General features: G+C 40.2%; 20 protein-coding genes. 17 read left to right on the forward strand and 3 right to left on the reverse strand.

Annotated elements, in window-relative coordinates:
* Window positions 1-367: 367 nt before the first annotated feature.
* The 12 genes from ABD930_RS05890 (at window position 368) to ABD930_RS05945 (ending at window position 15,452) form a co-directional block, all read left to right on the forward strand.
* Window positions 368-1,822 (forward strand): flippase, encoded by a 1,455-nt coding sequence (locus ABD930_RS05890; protein WP_345230773.1) that lies wholly within the window; start codon window positions 368-370, stop codon window positions 1,820-1,822.
* A gap of 10 nt (window positions 1,823-1,832) precedes the next feature.
* Complete coding sequence (locus tag ABD930_RS05895; RefSeq protein ID WP_345230774.1) at window positions 1,833-2,600, forward strand: hypothetical protein; 768 nt, start codon at window positions 1,833-1,835, stop codon at window positions 2,598-2,600.
* On the forward strand, window positions 2,597-3,340 hold the full coding sequence (locus ABD930_RS05900) for a glycosyltransferase family 2 protein (protein ID WP_345230775.1): 744 nt from the start codon (window positions 2,597-2,599) through the stop codon (window positions 3,338-3,340). Before ABD930_RS05895 ends, ABD930_RS05900 begins: the two co-directional genes overlap by 4 nt.
* Before the next feature lie 31 nt (window positions 3,341-3,371).
* Window positions 3,372-4,454: a glycosyltransferase family 4 protein gene (locus tag ABD930_RS05905; protein ID WP_345230776.1), complete on the forward strand. Its 1,083-nt coding sequence runs from the start codon at window positions 3,372-3,374 to the stop codon at window positions 4,452-4,454.
* A gap of 2 nt (window positions 4,455-4,456) precedes the next feature.
* Window positions 4,457-5,539 (forward strand): EpsG family protein, encoded by a 1,083-nt coding sequence (locus ABD930_RS05910; RefSeq protein ID WP_345230777.1) that lies wholly within the window; start codon window positions 4,457-4,459, stop codon window positions 5,537-5,539.
* Window positions 5,540-6,622 (forward strand): glycosyltransferase family 4 protein, encoded by a 1,083-nt coding sequence (locus tag ABD930_RS05915; protein ID WP_345230778.1) that lies wholly within the window; start codon window positions 5,540-5,542, stop codon window positions 6,620-6,622.
* Entirely contained in the window at window positions 6,615-7,706 is a 1,092-nt protein-coding gene (locus tag ABD930_RS05920) for a glycosyltransferase family 4 protein (RefSeq protein ID WP_345230779.1), read from the forward strand. The genes ABD930_RS05915 and ABD930_RS05920 overlap by 8 nt, the downstream gene beginning before the upstream one ends.
* A 3-nt stretch (window positions 7,707-7,709) precedes the next feature.
* Window positions 7,710-8,522: a glycosyltransferase gene (locus ABD930_RS05925; protein ID WP_345230780.1), complete on the forward strand. Its 813-nt coding sequence runs from the start codon at window positions 7,710-7,712 to the stop codon at window positions 8,520-8,522.
* 50 nt (window positions 8,523-8,572) lie between these two features.
* Complete coding sequence (locus tag ABD930_RS05930) at window positions 8,573-10,276, forward strand: capsule assembly Wzi family protein (protein ID WP_345230781.1); 1,704 nt, start codon at window positions 8,573-8,575, stop codon at window positions 10,274-10,276.
* Between the two features lie 37 nt (window positions 10,277-10,313).
* Window positions 10,314-12,827, forward strand: a complete 2,514-nt coding sequence (locus tag ABD930_RS05935) for an SLBB domain-containing protein (protein WP_345230782.1) — start codon at window positions 10,314-10,316, stop codon at window positions 12,825-12,827.
* Between the two features lie 16 nt (window positions 12,828-12,843).
* Window positions 12,844-13,932, forward strand: coding sequence for a Wzz/FepE/Etk N-terminal domain-containing protein (locus ABD930_RS05940; protein ID WP_345230783.1), 1,089 nt, complete (start codon window positions 12,844-12,846; stop codon window positions 13,930-13,932).
* 98 nt (window positions 13,933-14,030) lie between these two features.
* Window positions 14,031-15,452, forward strand: coding sequence for an exopolysaccharide biosynthesis polyprenyl glycosylphosphotransferase (locus ABD930_RS05945; RefSeq protein WP_345230784.1), 1,422 nt, complete (start codon window positions 14,031-14,033; stop codon window positions 15,450-15,452).
* A 43-nt stretch (window positions 15,453-15,495) separates the two neighbouring features.
* On the opposite strand, the gene ABD930_RS05950 is transcribed toward ABD930_RS05945, so the two are convergent.
* From ABD930_RS05950 to ABD930_RS05960, 3 genes are all read right to left on the reverse strand, one after another.
* Window positions 15,496-16,182: a CpsB/CapC family capsule biosynthesis tyrosine phosphatase gene (locus ABD930_RS05950; protein ID WP_345230785.1), complete on the reverse strand. Its 687-nt coding sequence runs from the start codon at window positions 16,180-16,182 to the stop codon at window positions 15,496-15,498.
* Window positions 16,183-16,489: 307 nt separating this feature from the next.
* A complete protein-coding gene (locus ABD930_RS05955) occupies window positions 16,490-17,188 on the reverse strand; it encodes a LytR/AlgR family response regulator transcription factor (protein ID WP_345230786.1) in 699 nt (232 codons plus the stop codon).
* Window positions 17,189-17,968, reverse strand: coding sequence for a sensor histidine kinase (locus ABD930_RS05960; protein ID WP_345230787.1), 780 nt, complete (start codon window positions 17,966-17,968; stop codon window positions 17,189-17,191).
* A gap of 679 nt (window positions 17,969-18,647) precedes the next feature.
* Here ABD930_RS05960 and ABD930_RS05965 point away from each other — a divergent pair.
* The 5 genes from ABD930_RS05965 to ABD930_RS05985 all read left to right on the forward strand — a co-directional run bounded on the left by ABD930_RS05965 (window position 18,648) and on the right by ABD930_RS05985 (window position 26,763).
* The gene (locus ABD930_RS05965) at window positions 18,648-20,069 is read left to right on the forward strand and encodes an undecaprenyl-phosphate glucose phosphotransferase (RefSeq protein WP_345230788.1); all 1,422 of its coding nucleotides are present in this window, start codon (window positions 18,648-18,650) and stop codon (window positions 20,067-20,069) included.
* A gap of 369 nt (window positions 20,070-20,438) precedes the next feature.
* Window positions 20,439-21,227 (forward strand): tyrosine-protein phosphatase, encoded by a 789-nt coding sequence (locus ABD930_RS05970; RefSeq protein WP_345230789.1) that lies wholly within the window; start codon window positions 20,439-20,441, stop codon window positions 21,225-21,227.
* Window positions 21,228-21,476: 249 nt separating this feature from the next.
* A complete protein-coding gene (locus tag ABD930_RS05975) occupies window positions 21,477-22,751 on the forward strand; it encodes a nucleotide sugar dehydrogenase (RefSeq protein ID WP_345230790.1) in 1,275 nt (424 codons plus the stop codon).
* Window positions 22,752-24,775: 2,024 nt separating this feature from the next.
* On the forward strand, window positions 24,776-25,273 hold the full coding sequence (locus ABD930_RS05980) for a cupin domain-containing protein (RefSeq protein WP_345230791.1): 498 nt from the start codon (window positions 24,776-24,778) through the stop codon (window positions 25,271-25,273).
* A 32-nt stretch (window positions 25,274-25,305) separates the two neighbouring features.
* Window positions 25,306-26,763: an MBOAT family O-acyltransferase gene (locus ABD930_RS05985; RefSeq protein WP_345230792.1), complete on the forward strand. Its 1,458-nt coding sequence runs from the start codon at window positions 25,306-25,308 to the stop codon at window positions 26,761-26,763.
* The last annotated feature ends 2 nt before the right edge of the window (window positions 26,764-26,765 follow it).

Raw genomic sequence — 26,765 nt, forward strand, 5'->3', positions numbered from 1 at the left:
TATAGACCAGCGGTAAATTTATTTCTCCGATAAGAGAAACATATAAACTAATAAAAAGGTTTTTTAATGAACGTTATTATTCCTATGCATGCTACAACAATACTGCCAAAAAATTATATTTTGATAATCTGCAGATGCTATCGCATGATTTTAGGGCAAATCATTACATTTGTTGCTGATTATTATTTAAACGTAGATAAACTGTTTTTATATGCAAATATAATCGCGTTGCATATCAAAGCGATTTATTCACACGCGAACACCTCCATAAGGCGTTCATGAGGGCTAAAGCCGTTATCGATCGCTCCTCTGCCATCATGGGCTTGTTTTTATAGAGGAAATATACGATTATAATAAATCAAAAGTATTGGCACCACGTATTCGGAAGAGCTTTTTTTATAATGTAGTATTAACGGTTTTTAACCTGTTGGTACCGATTATTAGCTTTCCTTATGTTTCGCGTATTTTGTTGGCTGAGGGAATTGGGCGAGCGCAATTTATGTTAAGTTTTGCCCAGTATTTTGTGGTGCTGTCTTGTTTAGGTATACCCATCTATGGCGTGCGCGAGATCGCAAAAGTGAGGCACGAAAAAGTGTTGCTATCCCAGACATTTTTTGAGATCCTTAGCATTAACATCATTTCGACACTCATAATTAGCGTCATTTATATTTATTGTATTCATAATTTTGTTTTTTTTCAGCACTTTAAACCAAGTTATTTATTGGTTGGTATATTGGTTTTTTTTAGTTTTTTCAATATCGATTGGTTTTATACCGGCTTGGAACAATTCAAACAGATAGCGCTTCGTTCTGTGGTAATCAAATTGTTAAGTCTACTGGCAATTTTTGTGTTTATCAAAAAGGCGACTGATTTGAATGTTTATTTGTTGATTTTAGTCTTTTCCTTTTTAGCAAACCAAGTGTGGAATGTATGCTTGTTACCACGTTTTATCCAGTTTCCTAAAGAACGAATCATACTCGGTAAGCACTGGAAGCCTATATTTGTTACCTTTGGTATATTATTGGCTGGTAGTTTATATTTGGTCTTTGATACCGTGTTGTTAGGATTGTTAAGTAATGAATCACAGGTAGGTTATTATGCTGCCGCGGTAAAATTGAATCGCATGGTTATTCCGGTTATCACGGCCTTAGGTGTTGTTTTAGTACCCCGTTTAACAGTAGCCATCAATCAGGAAAATACTGCAGAAGTTGCCAATTTGAGTGGAAGATCCTTTTGGTTTATCAGCTTTCTGGCTATTCCATCCATGGTCGGACTAGCATTTTTTGCTCCACAATTCCTTTTATTATTTGCAGGAAGTGACTTTGCTCCTGCTATATTCCCTATGCAAATCTTGTCTCCATTGGTGGTGGCGGTAGGATATGCCAATCTGTTTGCTACCCAAATTCTTCTTCCTGCAGGAAAAGAGAAGTACTATTTACGCATCGTTCTTTTAGGAGGATTGCTTTGTGTAAGTCTAAATTTTATTCTTGTTCCTATGTGTGGGGCAATTGGTGCGGCCATCGCCAATATGGTAACAGAATTTTTGATTACTTTTTTCTCCTATTACTATATCAAGCGTTTTTTTGCATTCCATTTTCCTTGGAAACAGGCAATAGTTAAATGTATAGCTTGTTTCGTATTATTTGGGCTGATACATCAATTAACGGTTCAACTTTTTACCCGTGATGCCCTAATTCTTGCTGTTGCGGTACCCAGTTGCGCTTTTGTTTACGTCATTTATTGTTATTATATTGAAAAAGACACTATTTTCATGGAATTGATTCATGAGCAAAGTAGAAAATTAAAACTAGGTAAACGTTAAACTAGGAGCCATGCTACAAGAAAAGTTGAAAAATATTTGTTTGCTGGTTACCTCAACCGTTACACCGATGGCAAATTTTACCTTGTTAGATAATATCGATAAACGACTTAAACAATATGAAGAAAGCTTACGCTTTTGGATCGATCATAGCCCCTTTGTAAATATTATTATCTGTGATAATTCATCGTATCCGTATGCAGCATTCTTTGTTGAAAGGGCTAAAAATAAAGGAAAGAAACTGGAAATATTATCTTTTTCCGGAAACGCTGATGCTATTGCTACCTTTGGAAAAGGGTATGGTGAAGGTGGAATATTGGAATATGTAGCCCGTCATAGTATATTGTTTCAGTCATGCCAAGGCTTTTTTAAAATTACGGGTCGTTTACAAGTGCCTAATATTCAGCGTATACTGCGAAGATTCAATCCCCGCACCAATTATTTCATGCCGGCTCTACTTAAACCCCGTTTATTTTGTAATGATGTTGAGTTATTGATGAAAAGAAGGATCGATACCCGTTTTTATTACTGTAGGAAAGATGACTTTTTATCCCATTTCATGGATGCCTATTGTCAAGTAAATGACCCTCAGGGATATTATTTAGAAAATGTATACTATGACGTGCTTCGACAGGTTAGATTCACGTATTTTTTGCCTATTCCGATCATCAAAGGGTATTCAGGGTCGACCGCTGAACCATATGTCAACATCGTTGGCATGAAACGCATGGGGTATACTTTCTTTATTTGGATAAAACAACATATTTCTAATCTACTATGAATCAAGTCCAGCAACCATTAGTTAGCATTATAACCGTTGTGTATAACGCGGTGCGTACGTTGGAGCAGACGATCTTATCTGTGCTGAATCAAGACTATTCTTCTATAGAATATATCATTATTGACGGGGGATCTACGGACGGTAGTTTGGCTATTGTCGAAAAATATCGAAGTCGTATTGCCTATTACTGTAGTGAACCTGATCAAGGAATTTACGATGCTATGAATAAAGGTTTGCAACAGGCTACTGGAGCCTTCGTGGGTATCCTCAATGCAGATGATTTTTATGAACTTTCTGCTGTACGTACTGTTGTACAAGCTTTTCAGGCGAATAGCCAAATACATGTTGTCCATGGATTGCTCCGGATTCTTGATGCGCAGGATGAGCCAGATACGATTGTTGGACATGCTGCTAATTTTCTTAATTTTGGAATGATTGAGCATCCCACTTGTTTCGTCAAGAAAAGTATTTATGAACAAATGGGTGGTTTTGATTTGGCCTATAGCCGTGCGGGCGATTATGAATTGATGTTACGCATCAGAAAGGCTGGAGCCACATTTTGGTTCTTGCCTGTTATTTTGGCCAATTTTAGGAAAGGTGGCCTTTCCGTATCTTGGCAGTCTTCATTAGAAACGATAAATTTGCGCTATCGGTATGGTTACATAAGTAAGCTTCGGCGAATGTTCCTATTGGCTTATTGGTATCTAAATTATACGTTATTTACTAAAAAAATTAAATAAATACATATACGCGTATTGTGAAAAGGAATACATGAGGATAGCTTTTTTGATGGTCGATTATACACTACCCCGAGGGGGGGAACGTGTTACAGCCACTTTAGCCAATTGTTTAAGTGAAAAAGATGAGGTGCATATCATCAGTTTATATCAAGGACAACCTACACCTTTTTTTTCATTCCACTCCGATATACATATCCATGTACTTCATGCAGATCGTAACATCAATCCAAACTTTTTTGCCAAATTGAAACGAAAATGGACGGAACTATATCGCTTGAAAGGGGTGTTGAAATCGCTTGATCTAGCTTGTTGTATTGGGGTTGGCAGCTATCCTTCTACATTATTAGGGATTCTTCGCCGATGGTATCCCTCAGCAGTTTCCTATTGGGCTTGGGAACATTCCAATTATTTTGCTCTTTCCAGCATATGGCGGTACCTTCGTCTAGTTGCCTATAAAAAACTGACGGGCGTAGTTTGTATTACCCAAGCCGACGCTGAGCTATACCAGCGAAAATTTAAACGTGTCGTTTTTATTCCAAATGTTATAGAACCAGTTACCTCAATTCCGGACACGCATAAGAAAAAACAGGTATTAGCTATAGGTGCTTTAGAAAAAGAAAAGGGATTTGATTTGCTTATTGAGGCTTTTTCATTTGTAAAAAAACAGGCTGCTGATTGGAGCTTGCTCCTCGTTGGAGAGGGTAGCGAAGCGTCTTTTTTACAAAATATGGTCGCTGAAAAAGGACTGCAATCTTTTGTAGAATTTTTACCTAACCAAAAAAACTTAGGTTCGATTTTTGCTCAATCAAGCATCTATGTATTGCCCTCTAGAAGGGAGGGGTTTGGTATGGTTATTTTGGAAGCTATGAGCTATGGATTGCCGTGTATTAGTTTTGATTGCCCCGTAGGTCCCGCTTCGATCATACGCCATCAGGAAAATGGACTACTCGTCCAAGCTGGTGATGTGCATCAACTTGCACAAACCATTGTGTGTTTATTGAACGATAAGCCCTTGCAGGATAAGCTGGTTCAAGCAGGTTTTCATTCGGTGCAACAGTATTGGCCAGAACAGGTAGTGCCTATATGGTTATCCTTATTTAAACAGCGGTTATAAAAATGGTAGCTTGGATTATTTTGTTTTTAACCTGTTCAGCTATCTATGTGCTTGGTATGATCAAAGACCTGACACAAACATCTCTTATTAAACATACCACTATACTTGCGCTATTTTATTTGGTACTGCTCTTTTTTGCAGGCTTTCGCTATCAGATTGGTAACGATTATGACTCTTATGTTCAAATATATGGAGAAATTGCTGCTACTGGTCCCTTTTCTACTTACGTTGAGCCTGGCTTTGGTCTTATTTGTTATGCGCTCAATCAATTGGGATTTGCTTATCAAAGTATGTTTTTCCTCTTTGCGGCTATCACGTTGCTGCTCATGTTTCACAACATCATCACCTATGCCAAAAACCCGTATTTAGCACTGATGTTATTCATCTTACTGCCCAATTATTATTTTAATCTGCTCTGTGTTGTTCGGCAGTTTCTAGCGATTAGTATTGTCTTTTATGGCGTAAAGTATATTATGAATAGGCAGTTTGTATCCTTTCTACTGACACTGCTGGTAGCCTGTCTTTTCCATAAAACAGCCATCATTTTATTGCCCTTTTATTTTATTGTTCATGTAAAACAGGTGCCTGTGCTGATGGTTATACTTTTAGCACTGGCCATCATCTTTCCGCTCACCAAAATTTTACCTTATATCAGTAACAGCTTGCTATTGGCGGATTATGAACAATACCTTAACAGCGCACCACCAGAGTTTGGTGGAGGCTCTACACTTATCATCCGCATTCTGTTATTTGCCGCCGTATTATTGCTTTATCATAAAATCAAGGAACCCAGAAACCGAATCATCTGTAATTTATATTTGTGGGGCGTTATTTTGTACTATGCCAGTATCGGTACAGAAGCCTTATCGAGGCTTTCGCTCTATCTCATGATTTTTGAGATCATTGCTTTACCCAATATCATTTATCAATTTAAAAAAACAGAAGCTCAGGTTTTGGCCTGCACCTATGTATTGTATGGTACATTACTTTATTTTACGAATCTTAATGGTTACCAGAAACATTATATAGACCATACCTCGGAGGGAAATATTCAGTATACATTTAACTTTAAATTTTTGAAGTAAATGAAGATAGGTATTGATTATCGGTTCGCTATAAAAAGTACGCGGGGTATAGGCTACTATATTCGGGAGCTGGTGCAGGCTTTAATGAAGCTGGATCATGAAAATACATACCTATTGTACGTAGATCAAGCGGTATCGCAAACGCTTCCTCCTAATTTTTATTGGCGGGTATTACCCTTTGCCAACTTAATTATTAGCGAACAACTACTGTTGCCTTTTTACGCTAAAAAAGATCGCATTGATCTATTCTGGTATCCGTCTAATTCTGGCCCAATTTGGCTTTCAAGATCTATTCATTTGCTGCTGACCATTCATGATTTGATTTTCATGCAAAAAGTGGGAAACACTTCCGGTTATTTTCGGCATCGCTTCGGTGAGTATTATCGAAAGTGGAGCTTGGTGTGGGGGATCAGTAGGGTTGACGAGCTGATGGCTGTATCCCAGTTTACAGCGGATGAAATCCGCACGCGCTTTAACCGAGAAGCACAAGTAATTTACAATCATGTCTTGCCGATAACTGTTGCCGATTCCGAAGAAATTTTGGTGCGTTATCACCTGAAGTCCAAAACGTATTGCTATACCATATCGGGAATTGCTCCCCATAAAAATATTCAAACCTTATTAAAATTATTTAGTACCGTACTCCGCAACGAACTATTGGTTATAACCGGTATACCCAATCGAGCGCATCAACGTGCGCTCCTTAATGGAACATGCTGTCCAAATATCATCTTTACTGATTTTATTAGCGAAGGAGAGAAGCAGGCACTATTAAAAAATGCTCGTCTGTTCTTATTTTTATCTTTATATGAGGGTTTTGGTATCCCTTTGTTGGAAGCCATGCAACAGCATGTACCTATTATAGCCAGTAAACAGGGAGCGATAACCGAAGTCTTAGGCGGTAATGGCGTATTAGTTGATCCCTTAGCCCTTAATGAAATTGAATCGGCCATAAAGCAAGCTTTGGAAGAACCTCAAGACATGCGTGGCTATCCGGTACAACTGGCTAAATTTACCCATTGGGAAGAAAGTGCTCAAAATTTTTTGGCTATTATTGAAAAATATAAGAAAAAGTATGGTTAGTCGGCACATTATCTTTTTTCTTCCTTCATTGGAAAGCGTTGGAGGGGTAGAGCGTATCGTCTGCACTTTAGCTAACCAATTTGCCGGTCAAGAGCATTATCAGGTGAGCATATTAACCTGTTATGGCCATTCGGTTGCCTCGGCATATACGCTGCATTCGCGTATCCATTTATATACGTTAGGTGTTCAAACATATCCTATTGCTGCAACGAAGCGAATTTTCTGGTATTTGCAACTCATCAAACCCCTCAATCGTTTTCTTCGTCATCATCCTGCGGACATGCTGTTAGCAGAAGGTGGGTATTTGGCCTCAACCTTGGCTTTGACTAGACGCTCAAGAACGAAAAAAATCGGATGTGAACATATTAGTCATTCCTATTCAACTGCTTTACAGCGTCTTTTTCGGAAGGTTTTATACCAGCGTTTAGATGGCTTGGTTGTTTTAACCCGCCATGATTTAGCCCATTATCAAAGGTTCTTAAAAAAAGTCTTTTTTATTCCTAATGCGTTTCTACATACTCCGTCTGATACGATAGATTACGAAAAAAAAGTCATTGTTGCTGCTGGCCGACTTACTCATCAGAAAGGTTTTGACCTTTTAATCGAAGCTTTTTATTTAATTCATGTGCATTATCCCGAATGGAAACTGCTGATTTATGGTGACGGGCCCTTACGTTCAGATTTGGATACGCTTATTCAAGCGAGAAATTTGCAACAACAAATTATATTAGCGGGAAATACTGCTATTCTATATGCCAAGATGAAAGAAGCATCGGTTTTTGTATTGCCCTCCCGCTTTGAAGGTTTTGGTATGGTGCTTGTGGAGGCAATGACTTGCGGACTAGCTTGTGTTAGTTTTGATTGCGCAGGACCGAATGAACTGATGGAAGACCAGGTAAGCGGTATTTATGCTAAGCAGGGAGATATTCATGATCTAAGTAAACAATTAGCGCGCGTATTAGCTTCCGCTAGTTTGAGGGAAAAATTAGGCCTGCAGGCTAAACAAAAGGCAAAAGCATTTAGTCTTGACGCAATAATGCCAAAATGGAGAGCACTTATGGAATATTATTTTTACCATGCATAATTTATGGAATTCTCAGTTCTAATGGCCGTACATCAGGGAGCATCTGCAGCGCATTTTGTCGAAGCTTTTCAGAGTATTTTAGAACAGACGCTGCCACCAAGTGAAATCGTTTTGGTTATTGATGGTCCGATAGATGGTGCGCTTGCGATCCTAGTGGATAAACTGCAGCGAGAACATGCGGGTACTTTGCGCCTGCTTCCTTTAGCGGTTAACAAGGGTTTGGGTGCAGCCCTACAACAGGGTTTAACATATTGCCGATACGAAATAGTTGCCCGAATGGATGCCGATGATATTTGTTTCCCCCATCGTTTTGAGAAACAGTTAGCGGTTTTAGCTGCCCGTCCGGAAATTGATTTAGTAGGCGGTTGGATTAATGAATTTATTTCAAGTCCCGCCGAAGTCGTGGCACAACGTAAGGTACCCGAACATATGGTAGACATTATCGCTTATGCTAAATCGCGGTCACCGTTCAATCATCCAACGGTTATGTTTCGTAAACAGGCCATCCTGGCTATCGGAAACTATCAAGCTTATGGTACCTTTGAAGATTACCTGCTTTGGTCAAAATTTATCTTAGCCAATAAGCAAGCATATAATATTCAGGAACCTTTATTGTATTTTCGCATGGACAAAGGTGTTTATAAGCGCAGAGGAGGATTAGGCAAAACCTTGGCCGAATTACGCCTGCAGCACACCTTTTATACCAGTGGGTTTATCCATTTTGGTCAATATTTACGTAATATATTGGTAAGAGGCGGTTTTCGCTTAATGCCTAATGGTTTACGAGGCCATTTTTATCGAAAACTTTTAAAATAATCGTGTCTTAGATAATTAAAATCAAAAAACATACTTCAAAAAATAAACAGATGAAAAATAAAAACTATAAACCGTGCTTTTTACTTCTCGGAATGCTTGTTTTCGGTATTTCCCAGATTTATGCCCAAACCTTACCGGTTGGTTCACCGCTTTTAGACGATTATTACCGGAGGCAGCAATTGATGGGCAAGCTAGACTCTACCATTTCTTTTTCGATAAGACCATTAACCCAGCAGGCTATTGGAATTGAAAACATTTTCTGGCCAGATAGCACATCCGAGCGTTTCGCTGGTCATGATGGCGGCATTTACTATACAGCTAATGGTGAAGGAATGCTGCAAGTGCTGCCTGTACAATGGGAAAACCAATACACCTCGGCCTATCCGTATAGCTTAAACGATGGCCCGATGATTCCAAACGTGGGTTTTCAAACCATGCTCAGTGCCGGTATCTTTGCCAAATATAAATTCCTAAGCATCCAATTCCGGCCCGAATTTGTATCGGCAGCCAATAAATCATATGTAGATTTTGGGCCGGAGCACGCACCAAATTCTTGGCGTCTTTGGTACAGTTATGCCAACAATATTGATATGCCTGTACGTTTTGGAGAGGGGTCTTATAGTAAGGCATTTTTAGGGCAAAGTAGCATTCGACTCACTTTCGATCCGATCTCTTTTGGTGTCTCTACAGAGAATTTATGGTGGGGACCAGGCATGCGTAATTCCCTATTGATGACCAATACTGCACCGGGGTTTTTACATGCTACCATCAATACCACCAAACCTATCCGCACACCAATTGGGTCTTTTGAAGGACAAATCATAGGCGGTAAACTAAAAGCTTCTGGTTATCCACCAAGAGCTTTAGGCAATCCAGCCTTTTCGGATATTTATTATGTACCTAAGCCAGACGATTGGCGCTATATTTCCGGTATGGTATTAACTTACCAGCCCAAGTGGTTACCTGGTTTATCACTTGGCTTAACCCGTAGTTTTATTATATACCGCGGCGATATGGGCAATAGCTTTAGCGATTATTTCCCGTTGTTCCAGCCAACATCTAAATCATCAGTAGGTAATGTAGAAGAGGATGGACGTAAGCGCGATCAGTATGCATCGTTATTCGGTCGTTGGGTAATGCCTGCCGCCAAAGCAGAGATTTATGCAGAGTATGGGCGAAATGATCACGCTTATAACCTTCGGGATTATATTATGCAACCAGACCATACCCGAGCCAGTGTTTTAGGATTCCGGAAACTCGTTGATTTAAATCGGCCTTCCGGTGCTATGTTACAAGTTAACGCCGAATTTACCAAACTGGATATGCCGAAAGCCTCTATGTTACGGGCAGGAGAGACGTGGTATACCCATTATCAGGTGCGCGACGGTTACACCAATTTAGGGCAGATTTTGGGCTCGGGAGTTGGACCAGGGGGGACGATGCAAAATTTAAATGTAAGCTGGGTGCGTGGATTACAGCAAATTGGGTTACAATTTGAACGTTATGTACATAATAACGATCTTTATTACGATATTAGCCGCGATGTTCGGCGCAACTGGATTGATTTTAGTGGAGCCCTACATGCAGATTGGAATTACAAAAACCTACTGTTTTCGGCGCGCTTCCAATATATGCATTCCTTTAATTATGAATATGCCTTAGAAGAAAAAGAAGGAGCAAAGAACATGTGGGATTTTGATCATCAAGATAAAAACAACGTACAATTTCAGCTAGGGGTAAGCTATCGTTTATAAGTAGAGCAGCTTGAACCGTTAACATATGCTAAAACAAATGTCAGTTAAACGTATCACGATATTCATTGTCACTTTATTACTATTCGTTATAACGGCTGGCTATGCCCAGAATATCAATACACAAGACCTCAGTTCTATTAATGTTGATGAGCTGAGTGACAGTCAGATTATGGGTTTTTTACAACAAGCAGAATCTTCCGGTTTGAGTGAGTCACAGCTCATGCAGATGGCAAAAGCACGTGGGATGAGCACAGAACAGCTGGAAAAACTCCAAGATAGGATAAGCAAGTTGGAAGCCAAAAATGGAACCAGTAATGCCACCGAAATGGGCTTACAAAACCGAAAAAGTGTCCGCAAAATCAATGGTGATACCGATAGTTTAGCAGATCCGCTGAAAAAGATCGATACACTACCTAAACAAGACTCTTTACGTTCTCGCATTTATGGAGCCGATCTTTTTTTTAATGCCCATCCTGTTTTTGAACCCAATTTAACGATTGCGACACCGTTAGACTATATCATTGGTGCGGGCGATGAAATCAATATTGATATTTACGGGCAATCAGAAGCCAGCTATTCACTTCAGGTAAGTCCAGATGGTAATATTAATATCCCTTATGCAGGTGTAGTCAATGTAGGCGGTGCAAGCATTCAACAAGCTACCAAACGGATCAAAGAAAAGCTAACGGTGGTTTATAAGGCTCTGGCCACAGGGGGCACGAAAGTAGCCATCACATTAGGGAACATTCGTAGCATTAAAGTGGTTCTAACAGGCGAGGTTGTTCAACCGGGCACCTATACGTTACCTTCCGTAGCTTCTGTGTTTAACGCACTATATAGTGCAGGGGGCCCTACTTCAACTGGTTCGCTGCGTAACATTACAGTAGTTCGTGGAGGAGAAGTCATTGCTCACCTAGATTTATACGATTTTCTGCAAACAGGTAGTATGAAAGCTAATATTAACCTGCGTGATCAAGACGTTATTCAAGTTTCGCCTTATCTTTCTCGGGTAGAGCTCATTGGCGCTGTTAAGCGGCCAATGCTCTTTGAGATCAAACCCGGAGAAACCTTTGATGATCTTTTGCGCTATGCAGGCGGTTTTACCGAAGACGCGTATACTGATCGTATCAGTGTTGTACGTAAAACCGGAAAAGAATATCAGTTGGAAGATTTGTTAAAGAGCCAATTCGCCCAATTCGAACCACATGCTGGAGATCAATTTACGATTGAAAAAATATTAGACCGTTTTACCAATCGAATAACCTTAAGAGGCGCGGTATTCCGTCCTGGCAATTATGAACTTAGTCCGGGATTAACCCTATCTATGCTGATTAAAAAAGCAGATGGATTAAAGGAAGACGCATTTGTAAAGCGGGCATACCTTATTCGTTTGAAAGACGATTTTCAACGCGAACAACTCAGTTTCAGTCCTGCGGAGATATTAGCAGGAACTCAAGCTGATATTACACTCAAGCGAGAGGATGTCGTTGTCATTCCATCTCTATTCGACTTACGGGAAGAATATACCGTAACCCTTAATGGCGAAGTTCGCCACCCAGGGCAATATCCGTTTTCTGAAGGAATGACGCTCCAATCGCTCATTCTAGAAGCGGGTGGTTTTACCGAAGGAGCCAGCGTACAGCGGGTAGAAGTGGCGCGCAGGGTACATAATACGGAAGAAGACCTTACCAATACATCGGCCCATACCGCCGATATTTTTAACATTAGTGTCAATAGGAACCTTACCTTAAGCGATACCACGTTTGAGCTTCAACCATTCGATCTTGTTAATGTCCGGCCTTCTGCGGGTTATGAATACCAGCGTACGGTACGGATTGAAGGAGAAGTACGCTATCCAGGCGACTATACTTTAGTTCGTAAAGACGAAAGAGTTTCTGATCTGATCGAGCGAGCAGGCGGTTTTACGCCGTATGCCTATGTAGCAGGAGCTTCCCTTAAAAGGCGTACTGTACCCTTACCTTTATATGATCGGACCAGTAATAATTTAAGACAGGAACAAGCAACCAAAGCGGCGTTGGAACAAGAACGTATTGGGCGCTTACAGAGCCTACAGTCGGCTACAAACAATCCTGCAGGATCCCATTTGGAGCAAAACATGCAAAACAATTATGTAGGGATTAATCTGGAACAAATTATAGCGAATCCGGGCAGAGATAATGATTTGCTGTTAGAGGGAGGCGATGTTTTGCGGGTACCCAAACAATTACAAACCGTAAAAGTTAGCGGTGAGGTGCTATCGCCTGTTACCTCCCTGTATGCGGACAATAAAAGTTTTAAGGCGTATATTTCCGAAGCAGGAGGCTTTAGTCAGCAAGCATTGCGCAAGCGTAGTTTTGTTGTTTATGCTAATGGATCTGCCAGAAGCACCAAGAAAATTCTTTTTTTTAACAATTATCCTAAGATTAAACCAGGTTCAGAAATATTTGTTCCGCAACGACTCCCACGAGAACGGCTAAATGCTACGCAAATTCTTGGTTTAGGTACGGGATTAGCATCATTAGCGGCAATCGTTGTTTCGCTATTAAAATAAGCGTTAGTGCATTAAAATGGCAGAAAATTTACGATCAAATAAGCATCAGGCCGATGAGCGATTATCTTTAAAAGAATTGGTCATGAGCGTTAGAAAAGCGTTACATATCCTTTTTGTCCATTGGAAATCTATTGTTTTAGCGGGTATCATAGGGGGTATCGTAGGGCTAACGTATTCCTTTTTTACACCCACCAGTTATACCGCAACGGTATCGTTTGTCATTGATGAGCAGCAAAATTCCGGTAATGCATTAGGTGCTTATGCAGGGATTGCTTCACAATTCGGATTGAATTTGAGTGGTAGTAACCAAGGGCTTTTTTCTAACGATAATATCATGGAATTCCTGAAATCGCGAAGTATGATCCAAAAAACGCTCTTAACAGCGGTAGAATTGCAAGGGAAACGGGAATTATTGGTAGACCGCTATATCCGGTTTAATCATTTGCGCGATCAATGGGCAAAAGATGCTAGATTAGCCCATGTTGTATTTCAGCCAGATACTAGCGGAATTTATCTGCAGGATTCACTCCTAGGACTCATGTACAAAACCTTGTTAAAAAAGAATTTGGTCATTGAGAAACCCGATCGGAAGTTGAATATTATCAGTTTGTCGGTAAAAACAACCGATGAACTTTTTTCCAAAGCTTTTGCCGAGCATCTGATTGAGAATGTTACCAAACATTACACCCAAACACGCACCAAAAAATCTGCCGAAAATCTAACCGTTTTAACTCGGATGGTTGATTCTGTCCGTCGCGAACTAAATGCTGCTATTGGTGGAGTGGCTGCTGCTGCGGAGGCCCATCCCAATGCGAACATGGCCTTTCAATCCCTCAAGGTACCTTCGCAAAAGCGTTCGGTAGATGTAGAAGCCAATAGTGCTATTTTCAGTGAATTGGTTAAGCAACAAGAATTGGCACGGATCGCCTTGCGAAATGATCAACCCCTTATTCAAGTGTTGGATCGTCCTATTTTACCGTTGGACAAGACGAGGGTAGGAAAAATGAAGGGAATGGTATTTGGTGGCATACTTTTTGGAGTCTTAACAGGGCTTTTCCTGTTGGCAAAAGCCTTTTTTCGGCAAGTCATGCAGACTGAGCAGTAAAAATACTGTTTTTACGGTATTTTTTTCTCCGAAAAAAACGTGTTAATTTGCTTATTGCTAACTAAAAACTAACCATATTCACCTGGATATCAAAAAAGATGATAGCCAAAAGTAATAACGTATTTTATGTTATCCATTTCGTTGCCGATATGGTATTGGTCTGTTTAGCGTTTTTTTTAGCGGCCTACATTAGCCAAACACCCCTATTTAAAACGCAGTCCTGGATTGATGCTGGTTTTTTATTTTTTTTGCTAGCCGTTTGGTATTTTTCTACCCGTTCTTATGGCCTTTATAAAGTGCAGACCCAGATTACCTTAGTCCGGGAATTGTTCAATACCCTCAATTGCCTGGTGATTCAGGTGGTCGCTGCTATTTTATTTATTTTTGTGGTCAAGGAAGTAAATTTCTCCCGTTTTTTTGTATTAGCCTATGGTGTCTTGCTGGCTTTAAGTTTGCCATTAGTAAAACTCATTGTCAAAAGGTTACTGGTTTATCTATATAGTAAAGGCATCTTGTGCAAACGGGCCATTGTCATCGGTGATGGCGTTACCGGCCGGAAGTTTTACCGTTACATGCAGCAGCATAAAATGCTGGGTTACCAGATGATTAAGTACATCAACGGAAAAATCATCGTCCGCGCCAATGGATCGGCTATAAAAAAGATCAATAGCGTAGCCATTGGTAAGGGCAAAATCGGACAGATTGACGAAGTATTTATTGCCGAGGCGGATAGTGGTGCCTATGACGTAGAAACCATAACCAATATTTTAACCGGTTATGCCGCCCGTTTGCGTGTGGTGCCCAAAACGCCAAAAGTGGGTGAACTACCTTCCAAGGAGTTAGGATATAAGATGAGTATGTTAGGTAATTATCCCCTGCTTAGTGTGCGTAGAGAGCCGTTGGAAGACGTGTATAACCAGTGGCTAAAACGTTCGTTTGATATTGTATTTAGTCTGTTGATCTTGACTTGCGTTTGCAGTTGGCTATTTCCTTTGCTGGCTATCTGCATCAAGTTAGGATCTAAAGGGCCGGTTTTCTTTCGTCAGGAACGTTGGGGTAGGCGCAATAAGCCTTTTATTTGTTTTAAGTTCCGTTCCATGTATACTGCACAGTGTGATACAGACAATAGCGGTCGTTTTCTCCAAGCCAAAAAAGGGGATGCTCGTATTACTCCTATCGGTCGTGTGTTGCGCAAAACCAATCTGGATGAATTCCCCCAATTTGTTAATGTTCTTTTAGGGCATATGAGTATTGTAGGCCCCAGGCCTCATGCCTCTTTAATGAATATCGAATCCGTAGAAACCATTGAACGTTATCTGGTTCGGCATATGGCCAAGCCCGGTATTACCGGCTGGGCACAGGTGAACGGTTTACGTGGCGAGTCGAGTGATCCCAAGCTACTGGAAGCGCGGGTAGCACACGATGTTTGGTATATTGAGCATTGGTCTTTCTGGCTTGATCTGCGGATTATTTTCTTAACCGTTATTAATATGGTGGTAGGCGATAAGCAAGCGTATTAGTTGCCAGTTGCCAGTTGCCAGTTGTGAGTTGACAGTTGCGAGTTTATACCTCAAACATGAGTTCACGGTTTCGGATGCCGGCGGCCCGCAGTAGTTTCGCTAACCTTCGTGAATGTAAAAGCGTATGGCATTTTTTATGTTCTTCCGGCGTAGTCACCCCAGAACCAATAAAACTTACATAATTATCATGAATGAGTTTGTGGGCCAAACGTTTGGCCGCTGTCCCGAGATAACCCGTTAGCGACAGCATGTCCATTTGGAGCAAACAACCTCGTTCTAAAAGACGTTTAATGTTGCGGTAATTATCCTGCAGGTGACCATAAAGCTCGGCTTGCATCAACACCGGAGTATAACCTTTCACCTGGAGCAGAAAAACAGCGTCTTCCAAGTGACTGCTCGGCGCATCTTTATCTGCTTCGATCAGGAGGTAATTCTTTCCCAGGGTGCAGACTTGTTGGCCATGAAGGATTTCGTGCAAATCTTTTTCCAACGAATACAGTCGGCCAATTTTTATGTTGAGATCTGGATTTTCCGCTTCTGGATCAAAGGCAGTCAGGTGATCCTTCGTCGTAATACCAATCAGATGTTCATAACCTGAATTTTTGAGGTGTAGTATCAGTTCTTTTAAAGGCATTTTATCTGCTTTAGCCGATAACATACCCATGCTAATGTCTGTTCCTAAAACTTCACCTACCGTTGTAGAAGCATTACCAAGTAAAAAAGAAATCATGTTAAAAGCTTTTTTGTTGATGATTCTAACCCTTTTGTCCTATACAAGTTAGCCAATTCGAAGTATATCTTATTCCTAACCGGCTCAATATGTGTATCAAGGTCAGGTTTTTGTGTATAAAAATCCTTTTTACTTTCTTCTTCCGCAGAAGAAAGTAACAAAGAAGGCTCCCGCTTCAAAATTTACAGGAACGGTAGTGCATCCCAGTGCACCTTGTAAATTTTACAGGCGGTATCTTCGAAGGCCAAAGGTAGGTGCTATAAACCCATGCGTACCATCCTGTTTGTTTGACAGGCCGAAAAAGAAATTAAACACTTCCTAATAACCATTTAATCTCCATATAGTATGTTCTGCCGATGGGGATTTTCGTTTGATCCTTTAGGGTAACCTCAAACTGATTGTAGGAAACAATGTGCTGGCGATTGACCAGATACGATTTATGTATCCGGATAAAATGGTGCTTGGCAGGGAGTTTCCCTTCAAACTCTTTTAAGTTTTTGCGTAAAGCAATGCGTTTAAGTTCCATTTTGATCTCCACATAATTGCCATTTGCCTTTACAAATTGAATGTCTTTTAAGCTTACCTTTTGTTTACCCTTACCCAGCGGTACAAAGAGGCTGTTTGAGGCCGGTTTCTGTCGCAGATGGCCCTGTGCCATTTCGATGGTGGCGTAGAGATCCTGTTTAGAGAAGGGTTTGATGAGGTATCCATAGGGTTGAGTTTCTTTAGCTTTGCCGATGGTGGTATAATCGCTATGAGAGGTAACAAAGATAAAGGCCAGGTTTTGTTGCCGTAATGCTTGCGCCAGCTGAAGACCATCCAGTTTTCCTTTAAGGGTAATGTCCAGTAAAAATAAGTCGGGTTTTTCCTGTTTTGCCAAGATCAAGGCTTCGGCATGCGTTGCTGCGATGCCGCAGATCTGGTATCCTAACTCCAGCAGCATATCCTGCATATCGCTAGCAATAATCATTTCGTCTTCAACAATCGCTATACGTAAAGGTTGCATTTAAAAATCATTAAAAGTGATGGTGATAAAAGAAGATTTGGGCTGCGGGAAGGTTATCCTGCCATTAAGCTGTTTACTTAAATCGCGCAGCAAACGGATGCCCATCGATTTACTTTGCGTTGGATCTAGGGTTTCCGGCCATCCTTGGCCGTTATCGTCATAATTTAGGGTATAGACATCTTTTTCTTTAGCAGAGAAGGCTAGGCTTATGCAGAGGGGATTATGCTGGGGTTTCGCGTATTTCAAGGAATTCGTGATTAATTCGGTCATAATAAGCCCTAAGGGCGTCAATTTATCCGTATTCAGTGCTACTGTTTCCATGATTTGTATGTTGGGTAATACCTTAATAGTTGTCGGTAAATAACTTTGAATGAGGTATTCCATGAGGTTTCGGGTATAGTTCAGTACATTTACATGGCCTAATTGCGTTTGGCTATACAACTCCTGATGCACTAAAAGCATGGCATGCAGTCGACTGCTGCTTTCCTTTAAGGCAGCAACCGCATCCGGATTAAGCGTTGTACGCACTTGAATATTTAGCAAAGAAGCTGCCAATTGTAAGTTGTTCTTTACGCGGTGGTGTATTTCGCGCAATAACAGCTTATTCTGTTCATGGTTCTTCTTCAGCAGGGCGTATTGTCGATTTATTTTTCTGTTTTTATTGGCCAATTCCAGCATATGCCGCTGGTTGTCGCGGTATCTTTTATAATTGACAATTCCTAGTACGGCCAGCAAGACGGCAAAACAAAGTACGCCAAACAGTAGTTTATTTTCTTCCATAGCAATATTACGCTCATGCAATTCAATAGGCTCTCCACTGTCTTTAATTTAAATGACTATCCGGAAGTTTACCTAAAAACGATAATCCTTTTCTTCCTGTTTATCCGATAGCCAAGTATTGTTTTATCAAAAAGCTACAAAACAACCTTCCAGTGCGCTAATCTTTACGGTTTTTTGAGGTGATCCGTTCTTATGCCAGCGCAAAACTCTACAAAGCCCCCCTAAGGTACAGTTTAAAGTGTTAAAAAGATTTAAATTAAAAAAAATAAATACGAACTGACAGTCGGTTGACGAATCTCCGCTCTTCCACGTTATTTCTTTACTTGATATGAATTGATTAGGTTTGTATTAAAAAATCAGATAAATAAGCCATGAACTAGTTTTCGGTATACTTTTTGTTTACCAAGAGCATCCGGACAGTTACTGAAGAGCATTATGAGTTGCCTTTGCGTGTTGTGAGCCTGTCTGAATTAAAAAAATCAGCCAACAGTGGAAATAACCGTTAACAAAGGTCGGAGAGAAAACAGAACGTTAGCGAATAAAGCAGCCCTATAAAGTAATTAGATAAGCTAATACGTAGAAAGGTAAAAGTCTAGAGAAAGAACTAGCATAAGCGATAACATCGGCCTAGAAATATCCGGCTAGTAGAAGCTAAGTAAAATAAATTATATGATCATATATGGACGTAAGTAGTCGTAATTTTTTCTATTTCACTCATGTCGTCACGGATACGTGCATTTTAATCGTTTCCTTTTTTATTGCGCTAATGATTGGTAATCAGACCAAATTGAACACCTTAGCGCTTTCTGATATTGGTTTTTTATTGTTTTTAATTTGCGGATGGTACTTTGTTGCCCGTTCTAATCGTATTTATGAAGATCGCGTGCAAGAAAATCAGATACGGGAGCTATTCAAAACCGCTAATACGATTATTTGGCAAGTCATGTTGGCGGTGCTGTTCATATTCGCTATTAAAGAAAAAGACTATTCGCGCACCTTTGTTGTGGTGTACGGTGTGTTATTAGGTTTTTTCATACCGCTCAGTAAAATTTTACTCAAACGCATTTACCTGTCTCTTTACCGGCATGGTTATCTACGCAAGCGTGCCTTGGTTATTGGGGGAGGCGAGAATGGCCAACGTTTCTGTCGTTACCTGCGCGAAAATAAAATTTATGGATATGAGTTGGTTCGCTATATCAACGGGGCTTTAACCTTATCTCCAGATACGGGCAGCCGTGGAATGGGGGGCAGGGTATTGATGGTTGGCGATCGGGCATTAGAAGATATTTATGAGGTAGATGAAGTCTTTATTACCGAGGAGCCCGATGCGCATTTCAGTACCCGGGAAATTGCTTCCGTATTAAGTTCCCATGCCGTTCGTTTACGGATTATTCCCAGTGTGTTCAATATGGCGTCTTCCGGCATGTACAGTTTCAGTATGATGGGTGGGTTCCCGTTGCTTAGTGTACGGAACGAGCCTTTGGAAGATGTCTATAATCGTGCAGCGAAGCGTCTATTTGATGTGCTCTTCAGTCTTTTTGTCATGGTTTTTATCTGCTCTTGGTTGTTTCCCATCATCGCTATTTTAATAAAAATAGGATCACCTGGTCCTGTTTTCTACAAGCAAGAACGTTGGGGAAAGCGTAATCGGCCTTTCTTATGTTACAAATTCCGGTCGATGTACGTCAAGGCACCAGACATCAATACAGACGGCAAATTTCAGCAAGCGCAGAAAGACGATCCGCGTATTACGCCCATCGGGCGCATTTTACGGAAGACCAGTTTAGACGAGTTTCCACAATTTATCAATGTTTTACGGGGCGAAATGAGTGTCGTAGGGCCCCGTCCGCATGCCTCTTTGATGAACATCGAGTCTACCCACCTCATTAAGAATTATCTGGTGCGGCACCAAGCTAAACCCGGTATTACCGGTTGGGCGCAGGTAAACGGTTTACGGGGCGAATCGGCAGATCCCAAATTGCTGAAAGCCCGCATTCAGCACGATATCTGGTACATTGAACATTGGAGCTTCCTGCTCGATCTAAAAATCATTTTTCTCACCTTTTGGCGGATGGTTATTGGTGATAAGCAAGCGTATTAGTTGTGCGTTGCGAGTTGTGCGTTGCCAGTTGTGTGCATTCCGTCATGTCGAGCGAAGTCAAGACAGCTATTCTGTAGCAAATATACAGCAAAACACGTTTCATCTTTATAAAACCGCTTTAGGCTGTAGGCTTTAAGCTTTAGGCTATAGGCTTTAAGCTTTAAGGGAGAACAGAACGTTGGCGCAAAGGCAGCCTCAAAAATCTTTGGTTAGTAGAGGCTGTGTAAAAGCAGGAACATTCAAAAAGATTTTTAAGCTGCGAGTTTTATGAATAAAATGATTTTTTTGTTAAGGCATTCATGAACTCATCGCTACGCTCTTCGGTTTATTTCTTTTGGCGACCCAAAAGAAAAATAAAAATCATTATTTTTGTCCCCTTATAACCAAACAGATAGAACAGAGGGAAAGAACCAGATGTTGTTTAATATATTTAAGTCAAAGAAAGGCAGTTCAGACATATCGTGGATAGGCACAGACATCCATTCTCATTTATTGCCAGGCATTGACGATGGTGTCAAAGACGCCAATACCGGTGTTAGTTTTATCAAGCGTTTAATGGATATTGGGTACCATCAATTTATTGTTACCCCCCATATATACGACGAAGTGCACCCCAATACTCCCGAAACGATTAATCGGGCCCATGAAAAGCTATATGAAGTCATGGAGCAGGCCGGCATGGGCGGTGTATATACCCACTCTGCAGCAGAGTATATGCTTGGCCAGCAATTCGGTAAATTATTAGCGGCAGGCGGGTTAAAAGCCTTTCCAGACAATCATTTATTGGTAGAGATGCCCTATATCGCCGAGCCCATGCAGTTAGATTCCACCATATTTGATATCGGAATAAAAGGGTATAAACCCATTATGGCCCATCCCGAGCGTTATGTGTTTTACTTTAACAAGCCAGAAGCCTATCATCGTTTAAAAGAAATGGGCTGCTTATTACAGTTGAACATCCTGTCGCCCACCGGTTATTATGGAAAAGAAGTGGCCAAAGCCGCCCAGTATATGATAAAAAACAAATTGTATGATTTGGTAGGTACCGATCTGCACCATGAGCGGCATTTAAATAAGATCATCAAGTATGTCAAAAGCGGACAGGCCTATCAAGATTTTGGCCATTTAGACTTAAAAAACAAAGCCTTATTTGGTTAAGATTTCGTATCTTCCACCCCAAAAATCGGCCGAAGTTATGGATATTTCGAAGGGATAACTGTTCGTTAGCAAAAAGGGCAGCCTCAAAAATCTTTGGTAACCATAGGTTTTGTAATAGCAGAATCAATCAAAAAGATTTTAGACGACTTAACTGTTTTTATAAGGATGTCTAGCTATCTCGATTTTCGAGATGGTTTAAGCTGCGAGTTTTTTGTTTCTTTTTTGCGGAAAAAAAGAAATACAACTAAAATGGATAAACAGAAAATAACCATTGGTATTATCGGCTTAGGCTATGTTGGCCTACCCTTAGCCGTCGCTTTTTCCCAAAAATATCCCGTTGTTGGCTTTGATATCGATAAGCATCGTGTAGCCGCTTTACAGCACTTTATCGATCATACGCAGGAGGTGAGCTCGGAAGCGTTGGAAGCCGCATTGAAAAAGCAATTACGGGTTAGCGGTTCCATTGATGACCTAAGAAACTGTAACTTTTACATTGTTACTGTACCGACACCCGTAGACAAGCAGCAATCGCCAGACCTTTCCGCTTTACGGGCGGTGAGTAATACCATTGGGCAGGTGCTCAAGAAGGGGGATATCGTGGTTTATGAAAGCACCGTCTACCCCGGAGCCACCGAAGAAGAGTGTGTGCCCGCATTAGTCGAACGTTCCGGTTTGCGTTATAATCAAGATTTTTTTGTTGGCTATTCTCCAGAGCGGGTCAATCCGGGTGATAAAAGCCATCAGGTTACCGAAATCCAAAAGATAACCTCCGGTTCTACGCCCGAAGCTGCGGCATATATTGATACGATTTATCGATCTATTATTCAAGCGGGTACCCATTTAGCGCCATCCATACAAGTTGCAGAAGCGGCAAAAGTCATTGAAAATGCCCAACGCGATGTCAACATTGCCTTTGTAAACGAATTAGCCAAAATCTTTAACCGTTTGGGTATCGATACCGATGACGTGTTGCAAGCTGCAGCCACCAAATGGAATTTTTTACCTTTTAAACCCGGTTTAGTGGGAGGGCACTGTATTGGTGTAGACCCCTATTATTTAGCGCAGCGGGCGCAGAAAGCAGGTTATTATCCGGAAGTTATTTTGTCTGGCCGGAAGATCAACAACAGCATGGGACAATATGTAGCGCATGAGGTTGTTAAATTGATGGCCAAAAAGGCTATCCCGATCAATAACAGCAAGGTCTTGTTGTTAGGTTTTACATTTAAAGAAAACTGTCCTGATATACGCAATACCAAAGTATTTGATATCCGGCAAACCTTGGCTGAATATGGTTTAGCCGTAAGCATATACGATCCTTGGGCCATTTCAGAAGATGTTCGGCAGCAATATGGTTTTGAATTATTGGATAAGTTGCCTGCCGTTTCCACGTATGACGCCCTGATCCTTGCGGTAGCCCATGAGCGTTTCCGACACTTATCCTTCCGGCACGCTTTAAAAAATCCCAGTGTGGTATATGATGTCAAAGGACTGTTACCCCGCACTGAAGTAGACGGACGGTTGTAGGTTTACCGTAGCAGAAGGATATCTAGGGAAAAACAATCGTAAACGAATAAATCGGCCCACAATTAAGATGACCGTTAACAAACTCGAGGGAAGAACAGAACGTTGGCAAACAGTCATATACATTATCCTCCCATTCACACACATTTACTTGTTTAGCCCCCTATTTAATGTTATTATTGATCTAGTCAATCAATCTAGGAGCAATGAATTTGGTAAGTTCAGATCACATCAAACATAAAGCCGTTTCAGATCACGAAGAGATACGTTGCCGGCATTGCAAGAGTACGGATTGCTTTCGTATTCGAAGAGGGGTTTTGGCCAAAACCCTTTTGGGCATGTTACCGCTAAAGCACTATCGCTGCGCCCGGTGTCTACATACCTTTTATACCTTGAAGTAAGCTTCAGGCATTAAGCTTTACGCTATAGGCTTTCTGCTTTTCGCATTGGCATCATATTCGATGCAACAGGGTTTGCATTAGGTTTTAGTACAAAAAGTTTTCGTCATTGCGAGGTAGAAGGAATCACCAAAACTTTTTGTCACGTACTTTAGATATTAGCTAAAAATTTGTTGTATATGATCGTATCCCAAAACACGAATCAACCTCATACCCAACAACGTGTCATCTGTAAAAAATGCGGAGCAGACGATTGCTTTCGCATACACCGAAACCCTTTAGTGAAGGGCTTGTTAGGTTTTTTACCGTTGAAGCATTACCGTTGCCCCAGCTGCAAACGTACGTTTTATACCCTTTGATATTCCGCATAGGTGGAGAAATTCATGGTGTCCCGTTTCGATCCCGCTTGAAGTTGGCTCGGGAGCTGAATGCTAGCTTGTATTGGACTTGTATTGGTCTTGAACGGGACTCCAATGGTAAAATGTGATTGCTGCTCGCTTCCAGGTCATTAGCAGTGTGCGGCGAGTACCCGAGCGATTTCGGATAGTGTTTCCTTACCATAGGGATGGATAATAGTATGCGTATCTTTTTCCCTTCCTCGTTATTTCGACCGAAGTGGAGATTCTCCTGATGCTGGGTATTTCATTTTAACTTATTACCATCAGACTAATTTTTATCCTTATTTGCCTTTTAAGTAAACAAAAAAAGAAACCTGTATAAAAAAGCGTACAGTGTATAGAAAATACTGCAAAAAAAGCATACAGTAATTGTTAACATTCATCTAAGGCTGTACTTTTAATAAAAAACATGCACAAAAAAGTATACAATCATGGAAAAGTGTTAATTTAACGTTAGTAAAAACAATAAAAAAATACCGGAAACTAAGTATTGCAAGCGATTAGGTTGTTATTCATCTTTGCGGATTAAATAGTAGTCAAAAATTTGGTAAAAACGGATCAGATTTTTGGGATGTACACGGCGTTGTTGACAAGTATTGATGATTTGACTGTCAGAAGCGTAAAGAAAATAACGTTAATCAGCTAAGGCACGTAGAAAGAAAAAACTCGAAGAGGAAAACAGCTTAATTGTTAGTAGAAGATTGTCTAACAATCATACGGGGCTCTGGCGCGTAGGGCTTGTCGGCCTCATGGATTTCGCGTTAAGAAAATAGCTTTGGAGAGCGGAAAAAGGTTCTGTGAAAAAGCGAAGGGATGGATATGTGATGAGAGCGGCTCCACAGAACAAGCGGCGGAAAGCTATTTTTAGCGAGAGACATGCAGCCTTGACTTTTTTGTTTCTTTTTGTGTCAAGACAAAAAGAAGGATTATATACACATATTCCCTCCTTTCATACACATCCAACAAGAAAAAGTCATCAATAGTCGTTTGTATTTAATATTTTTATTTTCAGTAATAATGAAAAAAGTTAACATACTGTTAACAAAAAATAAATTTTATTGGTTTTTTTTATTAAAACACCTTATTTTGTTTCCGATTTAATAAATATGAATTATTGGCGTGATAGTTGTTCAGAAGGGAGCAATTGTTTCCCTCGATACGATAAATTATCTTTCGTCACGCTAAGTGAAGCCAAGGCACCTTGGGGAGGTTAACATAAAACAAAAAAAGAATGAGAATATCCTCTAAAAAAGACTTATTCGAAGAAATCCGCACCAAATTGATCAAGCAAGGTTTTAGTATTGTAGCCCAAGATGACAAGCAGCCTTGGGGAGGTTCCATTCTGATTGATGAAGCACAGGCAGCAGCCTTTGCCGAGGCTTATTTCACATCGGTAGATCCCCATACTTTTTCCACCAAACTCCCTATACGTCCAAAAATATTGGTTGTAGAACCAGGGAAAGCTATTACCTGGCAATACCATGAACGGCGGGCGGAGCTTTGGCGGGTGATTATTGGTGAAGTAGGGGTAAAAGTTAACGATAGTGATGAAGATCCCGATGTTCAGGTAAAAAATTGTGGCGATTATCTGTTTTTGGAACCCAAAAAACGGCATCGTTTGGTAGGCTTAAAAAATTGGGGTATTATTGCACAGATTTGGCAACATATAGATGAAGAAAACCCATCGGATGATGAGGATGTGGTACGAATAAATGGTTTAAACGTCTAAACAAAGAAAATTTAAATTTGAGTTAATAATATATGTTATTTAATTCTCTCGCTTTTTTAATATTCCTACCTATTGTATTTATACTTTACTGGTTCGTTTTTAATAAATCATTAAAATGGCAGAATGTCTTATTGATGATTGCCAGTTATTATTTTTATAGTTGTTGGGACTGGCGGTTTGTATTTTTGTTAGCTTTTTCAACCTTTTTGGATTTCTATACCGGCTTAAAGATATATCGGTCGGAAAATCAGAAAGCAAGAAAATTTTGGTTAATTCTAAGTGTTGGAACCAACTTGGGTTTTTTAGGGTTTTTTAAATATTATAATTTTTTTGCTGATTCCTTTGCGGATTTTGTTAGTTTATTTGGTTTTAAACCCTCGATAACTACTTTGCAAATTATTCTACCTGTTGGTATTTCTTTTTATACCTTCCATGGCCTTTCTTATGTATTTGATATTTATAACAGACGGATAGAACCGACTACCAATTGGATTCAATACACTTTATTTGTTTGCTTTTTTCCATTGCTGGTAGCGGGGCCAATAGAACGTGCAACACATCTATTGCCACAAGTTGAGAGAGAGCGACAATTTCGCTATACACAAGCAGTAAGTGGTTTACGTCAGATTTTATGGGGATTCGTAAAGAAGGTCGTTATAGCTGACAATTGTGCTGAATATGCGAATATGATCTTTAATAATTCATCAGCTTATTCTGGAAGTACTTTAGTTTTAGGGGCATTGTTATTTACCTTCCAAATTTATGGTGATTTCTCGGGTTATTCGGATATAGCGTTAGGTGTAGCAAGGCTATTTGGCTTCGAACTCTTGAAAAATTTTAATTTTCCTTATTTTTCAAGGGATATTGCTGAGTTCTGGAGAAGATGGCATATTTCGCTATCGTCTTGGTTTAAAGATTATTTATATATCCCTTTGGGAGGGAGTAGAGGCGGAATATGGATGAGTATACGTAATACATTTATTATATTTTTAGTAAGTGGTTTTTGGCATGGGGCTAATTGGACATTTATTGTCTGGGGAGGACTAAACGCATTATTTATTATGCCTTCAATAATTTTTAAAACAAATAGAAGGAATTTAGGCGTAATAGCAGAAGGGAGACTATTCCCTTCTTTTAGAGAGCTTTTGCAGATGATAATTACTTTTAGTTTGACCGTTTTTGCATGGATTTTTTTTAGGGCAGCAAGTGTAAAGCACGCATTCGAATATATTGGTAGTATATTTTCACAAAACCTTTTTAAATTACCTTTTACTCATGCTCCAGAATTAAGAGCATCAAAAATCTGCTTAATCTTAATCATTCCCTTTATGATTATCGAATGGATTGGACGCGAAAACAACTTTGCTATTGAAAAATTAGGATTGTCTTGGCCGAAAATGCTTAGGTGGTCACTTTATTCTTTGCTTATTTTTATAATAATAATGTATATGAATACAGGTGGTACAGAATTCATATATTTTCAATTTTAGAA

It is taken from the genome of Olivibacter ginsenosidimutans, from assembly GCF_039542865.1.
Classification (GTDB): Bacteria; Bacteroidota; Bacteroidia; order Sphingobacteriales; family Sphingobacteriaceae; genus Olivibacter; species Olivibacter ginsenosidimutans.